We start from the raw sequence: 21,058 nt of genomic DNA, 5'->3' as shown, positions 1-21,058 counted from the left end.
AAAACATGGGTTACGCAAACGAAAATCTCGATGATGCTACGATTGCCACCAATAATTTTCAGAACAGTGGTTTACTTCAATTTTCAACCGGTGCGCAGACTAATGGTGCTACCATGAGTGGAGTGATGGAATTTGGTTTTCCGGCGATGAACGCTTTATTCCCAGCTACTTCCGGCGCTTATGGACTTTCCATTGAAGGGATCAATGCAGCCAGTTATACCTCTTTGTCGTTGCAATATTCATATTACAAAATGTCTGCTGTAGCGCATGCCACATTTTCAGTGGATTATTGGAATGGCTCTGCCTGGGTCAACCTCGCCAATACTTCGGCAGCATTGTTCACCGAGGGAGTGAGTACAGGAGAAGGTTGGTATTCCGCCATAGCTTTGGCTTTGCCCGCCGGAGCACAAATCAATAATTTAAAAATCAGGTTTGTCAAAACAGGCACAAACGCCATCAGGATAGATAATGTTGTCCTGTCGGGTATACAAACCACAACCACTGCCACTGAGTGGAAACTGGCCGGAAACTTTCCGACAGATTCAGATTTTTTGGGTACCTTAAATAACAAAGATTTGGTTTTCAGGAGAAACGGAGCTTTTGCAGGCAGGTTAGGGAGCGCATCAGGTAATACAACATTTGGTTTTAATTCGCTGAATAACAATGGGTCGTCAGGAGCATACAATACCATTGTAGGCAGTAAAAACTTATCATTAAATACTACAGGATCAAGTAATGCGGTTGTAGGAGCGGAGAACCTGAATCATAATACCAGCGGTTATGGGAATGTTGCCATTGGAAGGGAAATTTTGAATGAGAATACCACCGGAGCTCATAACATAGGAATGGGTAACGGGGATGTTTTAGCGCTCAATAAGACAGGTAATGGAAATATTGCACTTGGTCAAGAAACAATGGAAATGAATGTTAGCGGGAGCGGTAATATTGCTCTCGGAATCGAAGCTTTGAGTGTTAGTCAGACTGGAAATATGAATGTAGCTATTGGTGCCGGCACTTTAATAGGTAATGTATCAGGTCATAATAATGTAGCAGTTGGACTTTTTGCCGGAGATGGAGTTAATGGTGATAATAATATTTTTCTCGGAAGCAATACCACTGCGGTTGGTATGGCCCCGACAAGTTCTAATAAATTGAATATCGGAAACTGGATTTATGGTGATAACGGCAGTATTGGAATTGGGGTTGCGCAACCAACGGCAAGTCTGCATACAGACAGTACCTTGAGATTCCAAAATCTCGGGACAAACACCAGTAATGTCAATGTCCTGACAACAGATTCCAGTGGAAATGTTACCACAAGAAGTTTAACCAACTGGGGTTCATCTAGCTCGAGTTTGAATTGGGCCTTAAATGGTAATGCTTTAACCACCAGTAACGGCACTGAATTTATGGGTAGCACCAATAATTATGATGTAATTTTCAAAAGAAATAATTGGGAAGCAGGAAGAATAAATGAAACCAATACTTCTTTGGGATTGTTTTCCTTATTGCAGAATTCAGGATATTATAACAGTGCTTTTGGAATGAGAGCGATGGAACTTAAGGGTGGCGGTGATTCAAATACCGCTTTTGGTCATGGAGCCGGGATGAATCTGACTAATGGAAGCTATAATATTTTTATAGGGGCGGGCGCACAACCAAACATATCCAATACAGGTTCTAATCAGTTAAATATTGGGAACTGGATTTTTGGTAATAACGGAAATATAGGTATTGGTGTTGACCACCCAACAGCCAGTCTGCACACCGACAGCACTTTGAAATTTGAAAATCTAGCGGCCAATACAAACCAGACCAAAGTATTAACGGTTGGAGATGACGGTAATGTTACGTTTAGACAGTTAATTGACTGGACAGGTTCTTCAAGTGCCAATAATATATATAACAGCGATGGCACATTGCTCAAAGAAAGATTTGTTTATTTTGGAAAAGTTAATCCTTTTAACCTGCATTTTATAGATGACATTTTTAACAATGAACTGGTGCTTTCTTCACAGAATTTTGTTGATCAAAAGGATTCCTTTTCGAGTATTAAAATGACAGCCAATAATTTTTATCAAGATCCTAATTTAATAGGATGGGGGATGTCTAACATTACACAGCCGGGTTCCGCCATTGCCCTGACGCAAGGACTCAATTCGAAAGCGACCTGGCTTCAATCAAGCCGTCGCCGCCCTGAAGGCAGATTTGGCAGAGCCACAGAACCTTTAGAAAGTGAGGAATTTGAAACCTTTAACTTACTTATCAATCCACTACATGGAAATGTAGGTGTAGGTGTTATGGATCCTACTGCCCAGTTGCATACCATTAACACCGTGCGTTTTGAAAATTTAGCTAACCCTTCAGAAAAACCTGTAAACATTTTAGGGACTGATAGCGCCGGAAATGTTTACGAGTGGGATCCAGGCATTTTTTCAGGAGGAAGTACCACTGATACTGATGACTGGCAGCTTAATGGTAATGCCGGTACAGACCCCAATTTTAATTTTATCGGAACCACCGATGCCAGGGATTTTGTTGCAAGAACAAACAATGTTGAAAGATTCAGGTTTACCAACTCAGCCTCGGGCAGAATAGTCGTTAACAGCGAGTTTGGTTCTAACTGGAGTAAGAATTTTTACATAGGAGGAGGTAATAATTCTGTTAATACCACGGCCTCCCCTTATGGACCTCTTGCCGCCAATACCGCAATCGGTTATGGAACTTTAGTAAATAACACTACCGGTATACTTAACACTGCCCTTGGAAGTAATGCTTTATTGGCTAACCAAACCGGAGGATACAATGTTGCTATAGGGGTCAATGCCTTATTTAGTAATAAAACAGGAAGTTATAACGTAGCTCTGGGTCAAAACGCATTGTCATTGGCAGGAACAACTTCCGGGCAGCTTAATTCGGGTAATACCGGCTTAGGATATCAATCTTTGGAAAAGGTAACAACGGGTCAGAACAATGTTGGTATCGGATATATGAGCGGTTTTAATTTAACAAGCGGCAGTAACAATATTTTAATCAATGGTGAAGCACCTTCCTTTATTAACAATCCAACAGTAACCACAGCTAGTGATGAACTTAATATTGGAGGATGGATTACAGGGAAAGGTGGAAGACTCGGGATAGGAGTAAGCCCTAATTTTCCCTTGGCAACGCTGCACACTAATGGTACACTGAGATTTCAAGGCTTAGGATCATCAACCACGAATACGAACATTTTAACCACAAACGGATCCGGTGATGTCGCAATCAGAGATATTTCCTCAATCCTTACTTCAAACGGTGCAAACATTTATAACACTAGTGATAACTTGCAGTCAAACAGAATAGTAGCTTCTAACGGAAATACTTTACGCTTTAACTTTGGCACTATAGCTTCATTATCAGCCAATGAAGTATCGATGAACCCAGGTGTTGGTGCATCAACCGCCAGCCTTTCTGTTGCTTCTAACAGAAATAACACGTCAAACTATGTAGGGACAGGACATTTCAGAATACAAAGAGCAGGTCTTACCAATACATTCCTGACCACCGGATATAACCAGGATGGACAGGGTCAGCATTATTTCTGGACACAATCATCTTATAATAGCCTTGCCGCGAGTTATATGATTAACCCAGACGGTGGAAAAGTGGCTATCGGGACTTTGAATGTCAACATGGATGCTGGTTGTCCTGATTGTGACCAATACAGGCTGTTTGTAGCTCAGGGAATCCGTACTGAAAAGGTACGTGTTGATATTGCACTTGTCAGAGGATGGTCGGATTATGTATTTGATACAGGGTATAAGCTAATGCCACTAAAGGAATTAGAAGAATACATCAATGCCAATAAGCATTTGCCTAATATCCCAACAGCAGAAGAGGTAAAAGATAAAGGAATTGATTTGGCTGAAATGGATGCAAAATTATTGGAGAAAATAGAAGAATTGACATTACACACCATTGAAATCAATAAAAAGAATGAGGCTTTGGAGAAAAACAATAAAACACAGCAAGCCCTTATTCAGAGTTTAATTGAAAGACTGGAAAAATTAGAAAACAAAGCAAAACAATAATCTAAAATTACTATCGATGAAAAGTATAAGTAATTTTTCGGGGACCAATCAAAGTCCTGTTCTTATTCTGTTTTTCTGCTTTATTTCCCTTTTTTCTGTTGCTCAAAACGATACTTCAAAGGCGAAAAAAGAACGGGATTTATTAGAATATGAAAAGAAACAACAGGATGCTGTAGCGCGTTTTGTGAAACTGGGTTATAAGCGTATCATAGAGACGCCCAATGGGGATTACAGTGAGTTAGTCGGAGAAAATGAAGTTGGGCAGCCCATGTATTTTTTAACGGGTAACAACAGTAATGTTGTGTCGGGGTTAAAGGCCAATATCCTTCATGCAGGATTTGATGGTGTAATTCTGGATGGTAACGGATTAAGAATCGGACTTTGGGAAAACGGATCACCAAGAACAGCCCATGAAATGTTCCGATTGAATATTCCACCTGCTCTTTTGCAAAGCAGAATAGAATATGCTTCCGATCAAAATTCAACTACAATTCAAAGACATGCGACACATGTTGCCGGTACTATTATTGGGAATCAATTTTCGCCCAGTCTGACTTCACCACTTAACAGCCTTGTACGCGGTGTATCTTTCAGAAGTACCATTAAAGCCTGGGACTGGTTAAATGTTCCTGCCGAGATGCAGACAGCAGCTACCACTGATAATATAAAAATTGCCAATACCAGTTTCGGACTTAATCCATTATACATGCATCCTCTGGAATTTGGCCGGTATAATTATGTAGCCAAACAATGGGATGATGTGATGTGTGCCAATAAGGAATTCCAAATTGTAAAATCTGTTGGGAATGCGCGGGATGATTTTAAGAAAAATGGTTATCCGGAATATCCACAGGTTAATCTGCTTGACGGATATGACCTGTTGGAAGGTGCCGGAACCTCAAAAAATGTATTGGTTGTCGGAGCTGTCAACCTCGAAAGTCCGGCTTTATTAACAAATGGATATTATGACGGGGCATTCAGTGAACCTTACAGCAGTTGGGGACCAACCGATGACGGAAGAATTAAGCCTGATTTGGTTACCCACGGAAAAAGCGTTTTCTCGAGCATTGAAACTCAAAATAACTCTTATGGTACTTATAGCGGTACCTCTCAAGCTGCGGCAGGGGTAGCCGGTGGCATAAATTTATTAAGCCAATATTGGAACTCTAGATTCCCAAGCGTGATGTGGTCGTCAACCATAAGAGCTTTATTGATCCATTCCATTGATGAAATTGATGACCGAGGCCCGGATTACAGAAACGGATGGGGATTGGTTAATCTTGAAAAAGCAGCTACCATTGTACAAAACAGAGGTTACAATGTTATCATCAGGGAAGATGTCATAACCAATGGTCAAACTATCCGACTGAATCTCGCAGCCACAGGGCTGGAAGATTTGGTTGTTACCCTGGCATGGACTGATCCATCGGGTGTTGTGACTACAGTAGATCCTAACATTGCTAATACATTTATCAATGAAACCAATCCAAAATTGGTCAATGATTTAGATATAAGACTGATTCGCAATAATGCAAGTGGAATTGAGGATACTACATTGACAGATCCTTTAATACCTCTGTCATCCCTGAATAGCAATAATGTTTTGTATCCATGGAAAATGAAACAACAAATTGCAGGAAATAATACGGCAGCACTAGCCTCCAGAGCCATAAGAGGAAACAATGACCGGGATAATGTCGAAAAAATTGAAGTGTATCAAAATTTCATACCTGCTACAGGTGGAATGTTCCAATTGGAAATTAAGCATAAAGGAACCATTGCAGATCCTTGTGATAATATAAATGGCCAAAAATTCTCCCTGATTGTTTCCGGTGTGAGTTTTTGTGAAGACAATCTGGTGTTTAAGCAAAATCAGGATAACGAACTGACTGATAATACAGGAACCCTAGTATTAGCCAGTACGATAAAGGGAAGCAATATTATCAGAGCAATATCTCCTTTTCAAATGGTTAATCCGGATTTTGTTGAATATCAGGCCAAGGATTTTATTGAGCTTTTGCCTCAAGCCAATAATGGCGGTACCGGAACGGAAGGTTTTACCTCAGAGTTAGGTTCTGATTTCCTTGCCCACATTGATTGTACCAGTGATATGAATGAAAGGATGGCTTTTAGTCCCCGAGAAATTGAATCAATAATCAAAGACGAAATAGTGGATGACAGGATCAATGTTGAGAAAGGAGAAATGGTGGTCTTTCCAAATCCGTTAATCAATGATATACTTCACATTCAATTTTCACTTTTGGAAAGTTCTGCCTTAACTGTTGAAGTATATGATGTTAGCGGAAAGCTGATTTTCAGTGATGACAGCCCTAAAATATATGAGGTTGGAGTGAATAAGAAAACTTTAGATTTAAATCGATTACCGAGTGGGACTTATATTTTAAAAACAAAAACAAATGATGGTTACCGTCAAATTAAGTTTATAAAAAAATAACTATTATGAAAAGAAAATTATCACTATTACTGAGCGTATGCGGTCTAAGCTATGTTTTTAGCCAAAGCCCCGGAGGAGTTTCGCAAGCAGAAATCTGGAGTAAAGTTATTAAGGATCCGTCACCGGCAACCACTTTTAGATATAAAGATCATAGTAGAAATAACAAAGCCATAACGCTTGGAGCAGGGACAACGCTTCAGCAATCCCTGTTAAATTATAACTATTCCTATACTTACAATTCAAATAGTTTTGTCTCCTTTCTGAGTAAAGTAGAAAGCATGAAAGATGCGACTGTTTTTATGGTTAGTCAGCCTCTGCCACCATCAAATCCTTCTGATCTGCAGGCTTTGATGAGTACCGCCTGGAATTCAAGTGTTCCGGTTGCTTCAGGTGCTGTGAATGAGCAGGCGTTTAGATTATCTACCGCAACATTTGATAAAAACAATCTTAACCTGCCTTATCCAACGGCTTCAGGGTCCAGACCCAATGCCAGATTGAATACTTTGGTATGGCACAATTTCAACAGTAAAAAAATTGTCAATTCCTATGGTGTAAATGGGGAAAGCGATGTTCTGGTTGGGAAGGCCTTTAACGGGGCGATTAATTTTCAGGGAGAGATTCCGGAATTCATTGTTTACAGAAAAGCATTGAATCAAAAGGAAAAATGGAGAGTAGAGAGTTATTTGGCTATAAAATATGGTATCACATTAGAGGCTGGAGTTAATTACTATAATTCAAAGAATGAAATTGTTTGGCATAAGGAAAACAATCCGCTTTTTGGTAACCGGATATTTGGTTTAGGAAAAGATTCCAACAGTGCCTTAAATCAAAAACAGGCCGTTAGTGCTCATGATGCCAATCCTTTGAAAAAGATGATTTTCTGGACAGGTGATAGCGGATTATTGGATGACAATTATGCCAATACAGCCTATATTGAAGACCAGAGTTTTCTCCTGATGGGAGACAATAATGGAGCGGAAACTCCCAATACGGTTTTGAACAATGGAATAAAAAAAATTAACAGGGTTTGGCTGACTGAAAAATTCGGTCCTTCAACTCACAATTTGGTCACCCATTTAAAATATAAAAAGGATCCTAGTGTGACCTTGCTTCCTGACGAAGCTTTTTGGTTGTTAATTGACAGGAATGCCGGCAATAATGTAGTCTCTGATTTTAATGGAGGCAATGTTGATGCTTATCAGGTTACCAGTTTTACAGGTGGTTATGCAGAATATAACGATCTTAAATGGTCAAGCCCAACAACAACTTATAATCAATTTACTTTTGGCGTTGGTCCTAAGATGGTAGTTTTTGCCACCGTTCAACCTATGGCATGTAATGGTACAATAGGAACAGTTGACTTTGTCATCAGAGGAGGACAACCCATATTTGCTGTTAATATTCATGGAACTGACAATGCTTACAATCAACAGTTTTTTCAACCCGAGAGAGATTTTTCTTTTGGATTGACTGTAGGTTCTTATGCAGTAACTGTAACAGATGCCAGCGGATATACCCAGACTACTAATTTTACAGTAACTCCTATACCTGGTATGCTGCTCGAGTTGGGGCCTACCCAAATGTTAGCCCTAGGAGATTCAGCGACGCTAAATGCAGCTGCCAATATTACAGTGCCAAATGTCAGCTATGCCTGGTATTTTACCCCAGTAGGGCAATTGCCTAACAACATTGTAATCTCAACTGATCCCTCCATTGTTGTTACTGATGGCGGGAACTATACCTGTAAAGTCCTGAACAATTCGACAGGTTGTTTCGTTGAGGATAGTGTGACTATCATTTACGATGCCGAATTGCGGCCTTCCTTTAGTCAGGTGTATCCCAATCCCACTTCGGGACATTTTACCGTAAACGTTGATTTTAACGAGATCAAAGATGTGAGTATCATCATTTATGATGTTACCGGTAAAACTTTGATAAATGAATATTTTAACGGGGAGGACCATTATCAAAAGGATTATGATCTGACTACCAGTGGAATTTACTTTGTTGCTATTTCGGCGAAAGATTATGTTACAACACACAAACTAATAATAAACTAAACAAAATATACTATGCAAAATTCTATATTTTCCCGTATTAGAAAACAACAATTCGCCCAGCAATTATTTATGGCGGTCATGACCAATTTGATGGTTCTTTCCCCGACCTTGAACTATGCTATGAATAGTGGAAAAGTACAGTATATTTCCGGTGTTGCTTCTACCTATTATAACGATGCCCTTTTTAATCAGAATCAGTTTAGAGGGTTTGATGACTTGGTCTCGAATACTTCACCTGCTGAAACAAGAACCATTGTTACCAAAACAATCCAACCTGATTTATTGGCAGCCAATGAAGAGCTTAGTGATGCTGATACCATACTTTCTCTAGAAAAGCAAGGTATCATTGGTAAAAGTGAAAACCTACCGATTGATGAATTGACTGATAATATCTTCTCTTTTGAATTGAAGAGTGATGTCAAAATGGATAAAGATGTCTATCTGGAGTATGAATTATTTGGTTTGGCCGACGGAACCCAGGCAACTAAAAGTATTAATGATCAATATGCCTTAGGCGGAAATATCATAAAAACAACCAAAGAATGGACTAAGGTAAAGGAAAGACTAAATCCGAATACCATTCAAAAAGGCAAAAACACCGTTAGGTTTACTACCTGGGAACAATCGAAGTACCAATACATGATTAGAAACCTAAAATTGGTATATGAAGAAAAAACCAAAACAGCTCCAATCGTATTCAACCAGACAGAAGCAAAATCCTATTTTGGTGCTATTGCCTTGAGTGGTTTTATAGCGGATAACAATGTCCAAAAAATAACAGTCTTAGGAAAAGAATATCCGGTTATCAATGGTGCTTTTGAAGCACTTGTTGAAGAAAAAGCACCAAATGCCAATTTAACCGTATCTTATGTTGATCCCAATGGAAAATCAATTGAAAACACCATAAAAGTGGTTCAATTGCTCGACAAACCTTCAGAATTGCACAAAGAAGCGAAGGTTATACCTTATATAAATAAAAATTTTATCAAAGGACTTCGCGATAATTTAGCTTTAGGAGGTGCCCGACTTGAGGTTGACAGCTTGAGTTTAGAAGAAAATCAAAATATTTCGATAGCCGGTTTGCGTTATGTGGATGTGCCAACATTGTCTCCGGAAATGGTGAATGTTACAGCCGATTATTCGGGATACAGAATGCTGCCACACGGGAATTTATTTACCAAAAGCCCTGCGAAAGTTCATATAAAATACGATGCTTCTAAGTTTCCAACAGGATATACTGCGAGAGATGTGAAAACTTTTTACTTTGACAGTGATCAAAAGAAATGGATGGCTTTGGAGAAAGATACTTTGCTTACAACAGCCAATGAAATCGTTTCCAAAACAGTTCATTTTACCGACTTTATCAACGGTATTGTAAAAGTGCCTGAATCTCCGGAAACCGGTAGTTTTACACCCACTTCCATCAAAGACATCAAAGCCGCTGAACCTACGACAGGCGTTGTGAGCATAGCGCCGCCAACTCCTAATAACATGGGAACTGTTAATACCAGTTTTCCAATTAAATTACCAGCAGGTAGAGCAGGTATGCAACCCACTCTTTCCGTGAATTACAGTAGCGAAGGTGGTAATGGCTGGATGGGATTAGGTTGGGATTTGTCAATCCCAGGAGTTAGTTTAGATACCCGTTGGGGAGCGCCTCGATATGATATCGCGAATGAAACCGAGATATATTCCATGGGTGGCGGTATGCTAACCTTAATGGATGGTGCTGAATACACCAATCCGCACAGAAAAGAAAGCATACCTAGATCTGCTGAGAGACGATTTTATCCAAGAATAGAGGGGGCCTATGCACTCATCGTTCGTCATGGTGACAATCCAACCAATTATTGGTGGGAAGTAACGGATAAAATGGGAAATAAGAGTTTTTATGGAGGACATGGCAGTGCGGTAGTGGATAATGCAGTCATAAGAACAGGGAATTTAACCACCGGAAACATTACCTATTGGGGATTATGCAGAACTGAAGACACCAATGGCAATTATGTAGAATATACTTATGAAAACAATTACAATATCAGTTTGTCGGGACAGCCGGGAGATGGTGGCAATGAATTTTATATCAAAGAAATAAAATATACTTTACATAACTCCATTACACAAAACAATTATTATAAAGTAGAGTTTATAAAGGATGGTGACACTTATGAAAGCAGCGTATTATATCCTTATCAGAATAGAGCTGATAAACAAGTAAATGCAAGGAATGGTGTGGTTCAAGTGACTAAAAACCTGCTTAAGGAAATTAAAGTCGGCCTATTTGACAGCAGCATAAATGATTTAAGACCAATCCGTTCTTATCGCTTCAATTATAACAACGGTCAGGAAATCTTCTTTAAAAAATTATTGAAAAGCATCGCTGAGTATGATGCCAGTGGTGATTTGTTCTATTCGAATACCATGGAGTATGAAGATAAAGGGGACGATGGGTCTACTATTTCCAATAACAATATCATTGATATGACCCTGAACGATTCTTGGAGCCATGCAAGTAATGATATTACGGGTGATCTTATTACCGGGAATGCCATTAGCAATATTTCTTCAGAATTTACCAATCATGCCAGTGCCTTGGGCTCTTCTGAAAGTGGTGGTGTAAATGGAGGACTTTATGTAGGTTTTTCAGCAAGTTGTGTCGGCGGGACCAACGGCTTTACCGCAGGAATCAATTTGGGTTTTGACTATTCAAGCGGAGGTGGCTTAGTTTCTTTTATCGATATTAACGGAGACGGGCTTAACGATAAGGTATTCCGGAAAAACGATGCACTATATTTCAGGCCGAACACAGGAACAGGTTTTGATTCGGAACTTCCAATCAACAATATTAACAACATCAGCCGAAACCGCTCTAATTCATTCAGCATTGGTGGTTCAGCAAGTTATGGTGCATTCCTTGGATATACTTACAACAAATCCAAAAGTGTTAACAGTACCTATTTCTCGGATGTGAACGGTGATGGGTTGATTGATTTAGTTGATGCTGGCAATGTGATGTTCAACCAGGCCAATAAGGATGATTATATGACTGTTGACGTAGATTTTTCCAATGAAAATGGGCGAACACCAAACCCGGTAAGCGCAGGGGAAATTACTGAAGGTATCATCGACAATATCGCTTTGGAAACCATTGAGCAGTTAGATGATGAAAACCCTCCGCATGACATTGTCAAAATGTGGACGGCACCTAAAGATGGCGACATTACGATATCTGCCTTAACAAATACAGTTGTACTTGCGCCTTTACCTCCAACTGTCCAAAATCCTTATCCTACATCAACCAATCCTTTTTTTAATGATTATGATGGTGTGGTATTGTCTATTCAAAAAGAGGATGGTTCTTCGAGTGTCATCTGGCACAAGGAAATTAATCCAACATTTTCATCAAGCCAGACAGTAAATCTCACTCCGGCTGATATGACCGTGCCTGGTTTAGTCCCTGTTAATAAAGGTGATAACATTTATTTCAGGGTTCAGGCTAAAACTGAAGGAAGTTATGATCGTGTTCATTGGAATCCACAAATATTGTATAATGACCCTACAAACGAATTGGATGCGAATGACTTGTCTTATTTTTCATCTCAGGCTTCTGAAGGATTTATTGTTTCTGCCAATACTTTGCTTGTTGTTAACCAAGCAGGACCTATCAGTTTTGGATGGAATCCGCTCTTAAATACAATACCGGCCCTTACCGGTTCGGACCACACTTATAGCGACAACATTACCTTTAAAATTGAAGAAGGACTTTTTGATGAGAGTATGGGCGTGTTTGATGTAAGCAATACTTACACAGCCACCTATGATCAGATATTAGGAGGAAATGTAGGAGTAAACGATTTTATTTCTACTACACTTTCACCATTGCCTTCCTCAACTGCTGTAGATAAAACCTGTTTTAGATTTAGTGTTATTACCAATTCGAATGTGGATTGGAAAAAAATTGACTGGCGACCAACAATTACAACCAGTAGTGGGGAGATATTATATGGTATTGTGGATTATGGGATATTCAATAACAAAATCAATTCCGATGTTACTTCAAAATTTACTATAGATCCACTACAGCCTGTTACCATAAAACCGGTTTTCAATTCTGCGGTTATTAATGCTTCTTCTACATTAGACGATGGAGCATATCCTATTAATGTTGTGGTTAAAAACAGTAATAAAAAAGTCTTAGCCACTTTAGATATGATTGTAAATAAAGGTGGAGGAAATGTTACGTTGACCGGTACAGGTATCAACGGGATTACCCTGACCAGTAATTTGACATCAACTATTTTTGTCGAATTAAATACTGCTGTATCAGAATTGGCTAATCTCGGAAGTTTAGGTACAGAACCTATTAAGGCGATAGTTACCCAGTCTACTACACCGGTTACCACTTTACCAACTTATAATATCCCAACCGGGGTTTGCAGTACCAATAACAGACTGACTGCTGTTGATTTTGATTCATTGCATGATACAGGTATCAGCTGCGCAACAAATTACTATCAAGACAGAACTACTTTATCAGTCAACCCATTCCTGCTGAAAGGAAGCAATTATATTTTAAATGTTACTTTAGACAATACCATCGTTACTGAAGGACATGCTGCGGTTTGGCTTGACTTTAACAGAAGCACGACTATTGAGGCGGGAGAATTTTTTAAATCGAATTTAGTTGACCATGAACATTCTTTTACTATTCCTATCCCAAGTGGTGTGTCTGATGGCTATGTTCTTATGAGGGTTATTGGTGGGTCTACTTTCCAATACAATCCTTCAGACCTGCATCAAACCAGTGCTTTTACGCCGGAAGGAACCGTTAGGGATTATAAAGTAAACCTAATCCCTGATTCCCAGTATTCAAAAGATATCTATTGTAAGGTAGGAAATGATGGTTTTGGACCGAATTACAGACGCTGGGGACAATTTGCTTATCATGGCGGTATAGTAGTGGCTAGAGAAAGTGTTGATACAGACGGAAGTGGAAACATTGACCCATGGGAAGTTGATAATACAGTAACTTTGAATACTTCTACTGGAGAACCTATTATCACTGCCCGATATGGCTTTACAGCCGCCGGAGTCATAATTCCTATAGACGAATCTGTACTTGAAACGGCCAATGACGATATCCAGGACTGTATTGATAATAATGCTTCAGGGCAAGCTGTAGCCGATTGCATCCAGCAAGATAACAGCCAAAATGTTTCCAATACAAGATTTATTACCCTATCGCCGGAAGGTAAAAACAGTATGTGGCATGCTACAGATGGGGTAAATGTGCAGGAAGAGTTCTTTTCCACTTCGAGATTTGGCGTTAAAAATCTGCAAACTATTTTTATTGAGATGATTCCGGTTACACCAGGAACTGTGACACAATGTACTTTCCCAACGATCAGAGGAGTTAATTTGATCAATAAAGGTGAAGGGCATTCCATTGCTGCAGGTTTTGATGCAGGAGGCGTTGGTGGCAGCGGGAACTATAGTACCAGTTTCAACTGGGCAGAATTAAATTATTTGGATTTAAATGGAGACCGATACCCGGATATCCTGACAAGGGATAAAGTGCAGTTCACGAACTTACTGGGAGCCATTGCCGAAGAAAGAACATTGAATTTTGGACGAGTAACCACAAGTACCTCAGAGAGCTGGGGTGCTACTGCCAGTGGTACTTTTGTCACTTCAAAAACCTGTGATCCTAAATATAATATTGCGTGGTCTGTGGGAAGCGTAAAACCAACGATTAAATCCCCGGACCAACCCCAGACCAAGTCATCCATTGGAATTAGTGGTTCAGTAGGTGGCGGGGCTAACAAGGAAGCCTTATTATGGCTCGACATGAATGGGGATGGATTAGTTGACCGTGTTAATGCAGAAGGGGGTTTAAAAGTGCGCTTGAATTTAGGTTATGGTTTTGGACCGGAACAGACCTGGGCATCCACAGACCTTAAAGGTAAATACAGCAATTTTGCCGGTGGAGCCGGCTTTTCTTACGGGTTCAATGCTTTCTCTGCCGGTATCACTGCGTCTTCCTCTAAAGCATATACCGAAAAGAACCTGATGGACATCAACGGTGACGGTTTGTTGGATTTGTTGACAGACTCGAGTGGGGGTAATTTTACTTATGCCCTGAACACCGGTAATGGCTTTGCAGGCAGTTATAACAATGGTGGCGCTACCAACTATATCAATCGAAACAGATCAACAGCAGAAGGGGCTAATGGTTCCTTTACCATTCCAATTTGTATTTTAGGTTTGTTCCAAATCAACATCAATCCAAAATTTGGTGGTGAGCAATCCTTAAGCAGAGATGAAATAACCATACAGGATATTAATGGGGATGGGTTTGCAGATATATTAACGGCAGGAAATGGAAATGAAAATTCGGAAACAGGAGCAGACACTGATGATGGGGAATTACATGCCCGTTTATCAAAAATTGGTAAAACCAACCTCCTTAAAAAAGTCAACACCCCAACCGGTGGTTCCTGGGAAGTGGCTTATTCCCGTGAAGGAAACATTTTTGAAATGCCTCACAGTCAATATGTATTAAGTACGATAGCTGTTTATGATGGATTTACAGCTGATAATAGTTGGGATTTTGACAGAGCATTGATTACTGTTGAATATGAAGACCCCTATTATGACCGTAGGGAAAGAGATTTTTTTGGATTTAAGAAAGTAAAAGTAGAACAGCGTGAAGGATACAACAATCATATAGATATCTATGCTGATCCTGCGACTATAACAGATTATCCAGCAGTTTACAGGTATACTACGCAAGAGTTCCACAATGACAATTACTATTTAAAAGGCGCTGTTAAAAAGGAATCCCTTTTTGCAGGAACTACATTATGGACTGAGAGCATAACCTCTTATGGAATTTATCGTCCGGGAATTGCTATAAATGGTACTGAAGCTATTGCGGCCGCCGGAACTTTTGACCCTTCCACCAGCACATTTGGGACAACTTTTAATGCAGATGCGGTTAAATATGGCAGTACTGTAGATCAAACTGCCACAATAAATGGTGGTGCAATACCAAGCAATGGTTTTGTATGTACAGATTTAGACCATTCAAGCCTTTTTGTTGCTCCATTAGCTACGATAAAACATTTTACAGAAGGAGGCTCAGGTGATAAATATATAGTTACAGCTACTGAGGCATTTGATGCTTTTGGGAATATTACGCAATACCGCGATTATGGAGAACAAAATACTGATGCTTATGTTACCAAAATCACCTATTATCCAGCATCTACTTTTGCGTCTCTTGATAATGCTGTGGGGTATCCTGAGTTTATAAGGGTTTATGAATCTAACGGAAGTACTGTGTTGAGAGAAAGAAAAGCTATTTATTATCCAACGCCAGCGACTACTGGTGGTTCAGGCGCAGGTAATACTGGTCAATTACATCAGGTAATAACGAAGCTAAATGACATTCCTCAGTATTCCACTATGAATATGGATTATGATGATTATGGTAATATGACGAAAATTGTTAGTCATGATAGCGTTGACCCAAATGTAACAGGTTCGCACTATTTCAAGCAATATACTTATGATACTGTATTAAACATGTTCCCAATTCGAATTGAAGATGCATTTGGTTATTTTTCTAAAAGTGAGTATAATTTCCTGTTTGGGATGCCTGTATATAATACTGATATGAATCAGCAATCTATGCGTACGCGTATTGATGACCGGGGACGTGCAGTAGAAATCACAGGGCCTTATGAATTATTTTTAGAAGGCATAGCCGGTGGAGCAGAACCCGCCTGGACAATACGTTTTGAGTATCAAAATGAAGTGGCGGTAGCAACAAGTGTAGCCAATTTCGCCATTGATCAGTATGGTCCAAACACGGCTGATTTTTTTAATGGTGTTATTGATGCCGAGGATCATTTTGATGCCTTATCTACCGGAGAAGCCACCAATAGTTTGCATCATGCCTTGACCCGACATTTTGATCCTGAATATAGAACAGGGACTAATGGACTGGACGTTACAACAACCAATCAAATTTTAACGGCTACCTTGGTAGATGGTTTTGGAAAACCGGTTCAGGTAAAAAAATCAATGGCTGTTTTTGATGGTACAAGTACCCCCTCTGCAACGATTGACCCTGATAATGATAATACTTTGGTATGGGTGCTTAATGGTAAAACCAAAACTGACGGTTTTAACAGGGCTATAGAAAGCTATTATTCAACCACCCAATTTGACGATTTTAGTGGGTTAACTGTACCCAATTCCGGTGTAAGTTTTGTGCCGCCTGGTGCTTTTAACTATAATCCGGATGAAGATGACACAGCCTCGCCTACAGAAGCAACCTATGATGTGTTAGATAGAAGCTTAACGAGTAAATTACCAGGGGAGACAGATGAAACTACTACTGAGTTTACGATAGATAGTGGTATTTTTTTAACTAAGGTTACCAATGAATTTGGACAGGTGCAGAAGAAACTAACTGACGCTAGAGGAAGAATAGTGAGCTCTATTCAGGAATCGGTAACAGGTAATGTTGTAACTAATTTTGAATATAATAGTATAGGGGAATTACTGAAAGTCACAGATGTAGCAGGAAATATAACAGAAACTAAGTATGATCTTGCAGGACGACGAATAGAGCTTCGTCACCCTGATAATGGTATTACTAAATTCACCTATGATTTAGCTAGTAATCTGAAAGAAAAAAGGACTTCCAATCTATTGGAGTCAGGAGGTCAAGCCATATTATATAATTATACCTATAATAGATTAGATGAGATTATTTACCCACAGTTCCCTGAGAATAATGTACATTATTATTACGGACCCTCAGGCAACTCAGATGCCTCTAATGATAATGCCGTAGGCAAATTGTGGTATCATGTTGACGCCACAGGAACCCAATATTTTAAATATGGTAAACTAGGCGAAATCACCAAAAATCGCCGTTCGGTAGTTGTACCGGGAGACCGCACCTATTGGTTTCAGACCGATTGGACCTATGATACCTGGAACAGGGTACAAACCATCCAGTATCCGGATGAAGAACTCGTGACTTATCGCTATAACCGTGGAGGAGAGCTTCATGCCATGACTTCCGAAAAAAATGGTGTAGCGGGTAAAAATATTATCAGCCAATTGGGGTATGACCGTTTTGGTCAACGTAACTATCTCCGATATGGCAATGGTACTGAAACTAGCTATAGTTATGAAGCCGAACGCAGGAGATTGGACAGAATGAAAGTACAACAATCCGGTAATTCCGTTTTAGGCGCTGGGTCTGGTGTTGTACAAAGGGAATTCATAAACAACCAATACAGTTATGATGTATTGGGCAATATTACGGCTATACATAACAATACAGTGGCAATGCCTACACCAACTCAAATTGGAGGAAGAAGCTGGCAGACCTTTACTTATGATGATTTGAACAGAATGACCACATCTGCGGGTAATTTTGTCGGCAGGAATGAAAATGGTGTTGGTTTTAATCATAGTAAATATACGCTTGCGATGAGTTATGACAGTCAGCACAATATCAAAACTAAAACACAAATACACGAGACGGCTACCAGCCCAGATCCTAGCGCTGTAGTTGGGGCATGGACCCAGGTTGAGCAAACGACTTATGGATTGGATTACCAGGAATATAACACTGCTGGCTATAGCGTTTCAACTTATGACTATGAGCAACCTCATGCCCCACGTAAAATTGTAGAGCAACCGGTATTACCTGGCTGCTGTGATGGGGCCAATGATCCAAGGGTTAAAACAAAAAGCTATGAGTATGACTATAACGGAAATCAAACCAAAGTCACTGAAAAGATTTGTACAGCGCCTGAGGCAGATATTATAAGAGAAAATCTTTGGGATGAGGAAAACCGTCTTCGCGCCATTGATTTAAATCCTGAGGCAACAACGGTTCATCCTATTGGCATATACACTTATGATGCCGGTGGCGAACGAATCATTAAGCAAAATTCATCGAGCGTTGCGGTTTATGAAAATGCAGAGCAGGTTGGAACTGTCATTCAGTCTGACTTTATGCTTTATCCAAGTGGCATGCTGGTAGCACGACCGGCAACAGATAATTCAGGAGTTTTAAGCTATACCAAGCATTATTTTGCCGGTTCCCAAAGGGTCAGCAGTAAAATAGGAACTACCACTAATTTAGGTCGCTTCCTTGATGAGTGGGCTTTGCAGGAGAATAGCTCTGGTGGCGCCCCTATCAATTTAGTCGGGACGAGTCATGATCAGTTGACTCTGGCCGAAACAGGAGTCACCCATGTGTATACTGCTTTTGAGATTACGCCAACACCAATCTTTGCCTCTAATACGGCTTTTATAACAGTGCCTAGCTTTGAGGGAACCGATGAAGAAAATGAGCAGTTCTTTTTTCACCCGGATCATTTGGGAAGTTCCAATTATATTACTAATTTTGTTGGAGAGGTAAGCCAGCATATGGAGTATTTTGCCTTTGGTGAAAGCTTTGTAGAAGAGCATATGAATAGTCACAATTCACCCTATAAATTTAATGGAAAGGAATTGGATGAAGAAAGCGGTTTGTATTATTATGGAGCCAGATATTATGATCCAAAGATAAGTATATGGGCAAGTGTAGATCCTTTAGTTTATGATGATACTTTTTGGACAGGCAATCATAATGGCGGCTTTTTTAACCCATTTAACCATGGTTCTTATATGTATTGTTATCAAAATCCGGTTAGATTAATTGATCCGAATGGAAAGCAAGTTGATGTAATAGATGATGGAGTCGCAGGAGGGACAAATGTAGTAAACGATATCAATGCTGATGTATCAAGACCAGCTATGGGTTCTATAAATGGGGTTGTCTTGCATAGAACAGTAAGTTCCTCAGCCACTAGTGCAATAAATTCTGCTAAAGCAAATAAAGGGAAAGCCGGTTTTCATATAGTTATTGATACTAATGGAGAGACAACACAATTAGTTAATTTTAATAATAGAGCTAATCATGTCGGAAAACAAAAAGGGGAAATAGGGAATTTTAACTCTATTGGGATTGAGGTTGTTGGTAATTACAATAGTACTACTGAAACATGGGATGCTTTAACAGAAGAACAAATTGAGGCTACTGCTATGGCAGTATTTACTATAATGACCGAGTATAACTTAACAATGGAGGATATATATCCTCATGAGGATGTATCATGGAAAACTGCTGGTGAAGGGCAAACAGTTATAGACGCTATACATGATAGATTAGATGAATTAGTTAATCCTCCTCCTCCTCCAACGACTGAAAAAAATAATGATATACAAATTAAAGAAAGAATTCCTGAGACAAAAAAAGACGGAATTATTAGAGACTTATTTGATATGCAAAAAAAACTTGAAAGAGGACTGAAACTAATGTTAAAAAGATAATGAATAAATTTATAGTGACCATATTATTTATATTTTTTTCTTTTAACTGTATAAATAGTTCTTCAGTCAATGATGAAATTGAATTTATCACTAGACCTCAAAAAAAAATTAAAGGTGATAAGGATAATTTAGGATGCGAAGATTGGATTTTAAATGAAAAAGATATTAAAAAACTATTTAAAGCCATGAAGAAAGTAAGTCCTTCTGAAAGACATTTATTCTGTTATGAGTATCCATGCTTTTATGAAGCAGAGATAAAATTTAAAGATAAAAAATATAAAATGATTGTAAATTCTGCATCATATATAGAACTAAGCAATAAAGACGAAACTTTAAATTTTATTTTAGAAACTAGTAATAAGAAATTTTTAATTCCTTGTAATTGTTGTGAATGAATATTGTTTCATGACAAGCAAATAGCTACGTTGCATACTGACTAAAATAAAAAAACCGATTAGTTTACTGATCGGTTTTTTGCTAAGTAAGATTATATCATTCTACCGTGATTCCTTATCCAAATAATCATACTATCATGAAATTCAAAATTTTTAGTTTATTCATTGTTTTACTGTTCTTTTCCTGCAAACAGGAACAACAGGATCATGGAATTTCGATTGAAGTGGCCGAGCAGCAGGAAAGAATGTTAAAGGAGCGAAAATGCCAACCTTATTATGAAGTTGTTGCAGATTCGGGCCGTTCGCAAATTGACAGTATCCATTTTGCAAAAATGAATTCTTTTATCTATTTAAAGACCAATAAATGTGAAGATACAAAATCCATACGGCTGACTAATATCATTGAAAGCAGTTCAAAAAATAAAAAGAGGGTTATTGTATGGTTTGATAATACGAACGACAGCATAATTTATTGTAATGCGAAAGATAAGATTGTTCATTTTAAACATGACGGTTATTCTTTTCAAGTCAAGGAAGATACTATCATTGTTAATCAATAATGAAGTAATGCTGCTAAGCAGCACAATACAATTTAATAGCCTTCTAGGTAAAAATAAGTCAATTTTTTAGCCCAATTCATTATACCGATAAAGATAAGGTAATATTTGA

The 21,058-nt window shown here is 39.0% G+C and carries 6 protein-coding genes; all 6 read left to right on the top strand.

Going from position 1 to position 21,058, the window contains the following annotated elements:
- Positions 1 to 5: 5 nt before the first annotated feature.
- The 6 genes from P1K33_RS12285 (at position 6) to P1K33_RS12260 (ending at position 20,949) form a co-directional block, all read left to right on the top strand.
- Positions 6 to 4,073 carry a beta strand repeat-containing protein gene (locus P1K33_RS12285; protein ID WP_284653275.1) on the top strand — a complete coding sequence of 1,356 codons (4,068 nt, stop codon included), beginning with the start codon at positions 6 to 8 and terminating at the stop codon, positions 4,071 to 4,073.
- 16 nt (positions 4,074 to 4,089) lie between these two features.
- Positions 4,090 to 6,528: a S8/S53 family peptidase gene (locus tag P1K33_RS12280; RefSeq protein ID WP_284653274.1), complete on the top strand. Its 2,439-nt coding sequence runs from the start codon at positions 4,090 to 4,092 to the stop codon at positions 6,526 to 6,528.
- Positions 6,529 to 6,533: 5 nt separating this feature from the next.
- Entirely contained in the window at positions 6,534 to 8,588 is a 2,055-nt protein-coding gene (locus P1K33_RS12275; protein ID WP_284653273.1) for a T9SS type A sorting domain-containing protein, read from the top strand.
- Between the two features lie 12 nt (positions 8,589 to 8,600).
- Positions 8,601 to 19,994, top strand: coding sequence for a SpvB/TcaC N-terminal domain-containing protein (locus tag P1K33_RS12270; protein ID WP_284653272.1), 11,394 nt, complete (start codon positions 8,601 to 8,603; stop codon positions 19,992 to 19,994).
- Entirely contained in the window at positions 19,994 to 20,389 is a 396-nt protein-coding gene (locus P1K33_RS12265; RefSeq protein WP_284653271.1) for a hypothetical protein, read from the top strand. The genes P1K33_RS12270 and P1K33_RS12265 overlap by 1 nt, the downstream gene beginning before the upstream one ends.
- Positions 20,390 to 20,526: 137 nt before the next feature.
- Positions 20,527 to 20,949, top strand: a complete 423-nt coding sequence (locus P1K33_RS12260; RefSeq protein WP_284653270.1) for a hypothetical protein — start codon at positions 20,527 to 20,529, stop codon at positions 20,947 to 20,949.
- Positions 20,950 to 21,058: the final 109 nt, after the last annotated feature.

The organism is Flavobacterium terrisoli (assembly GCF_030167905.1).
Lineage (GTDB): Bacteria > Bacteroidota > Bacteroidia > Flavobacteriales > Flavobacteriaceae > Flavobacterium > Flavobacterium terrisoli.
This window is presented reverse-complemented; position numbering and strand designations above follow the sequence as displayed.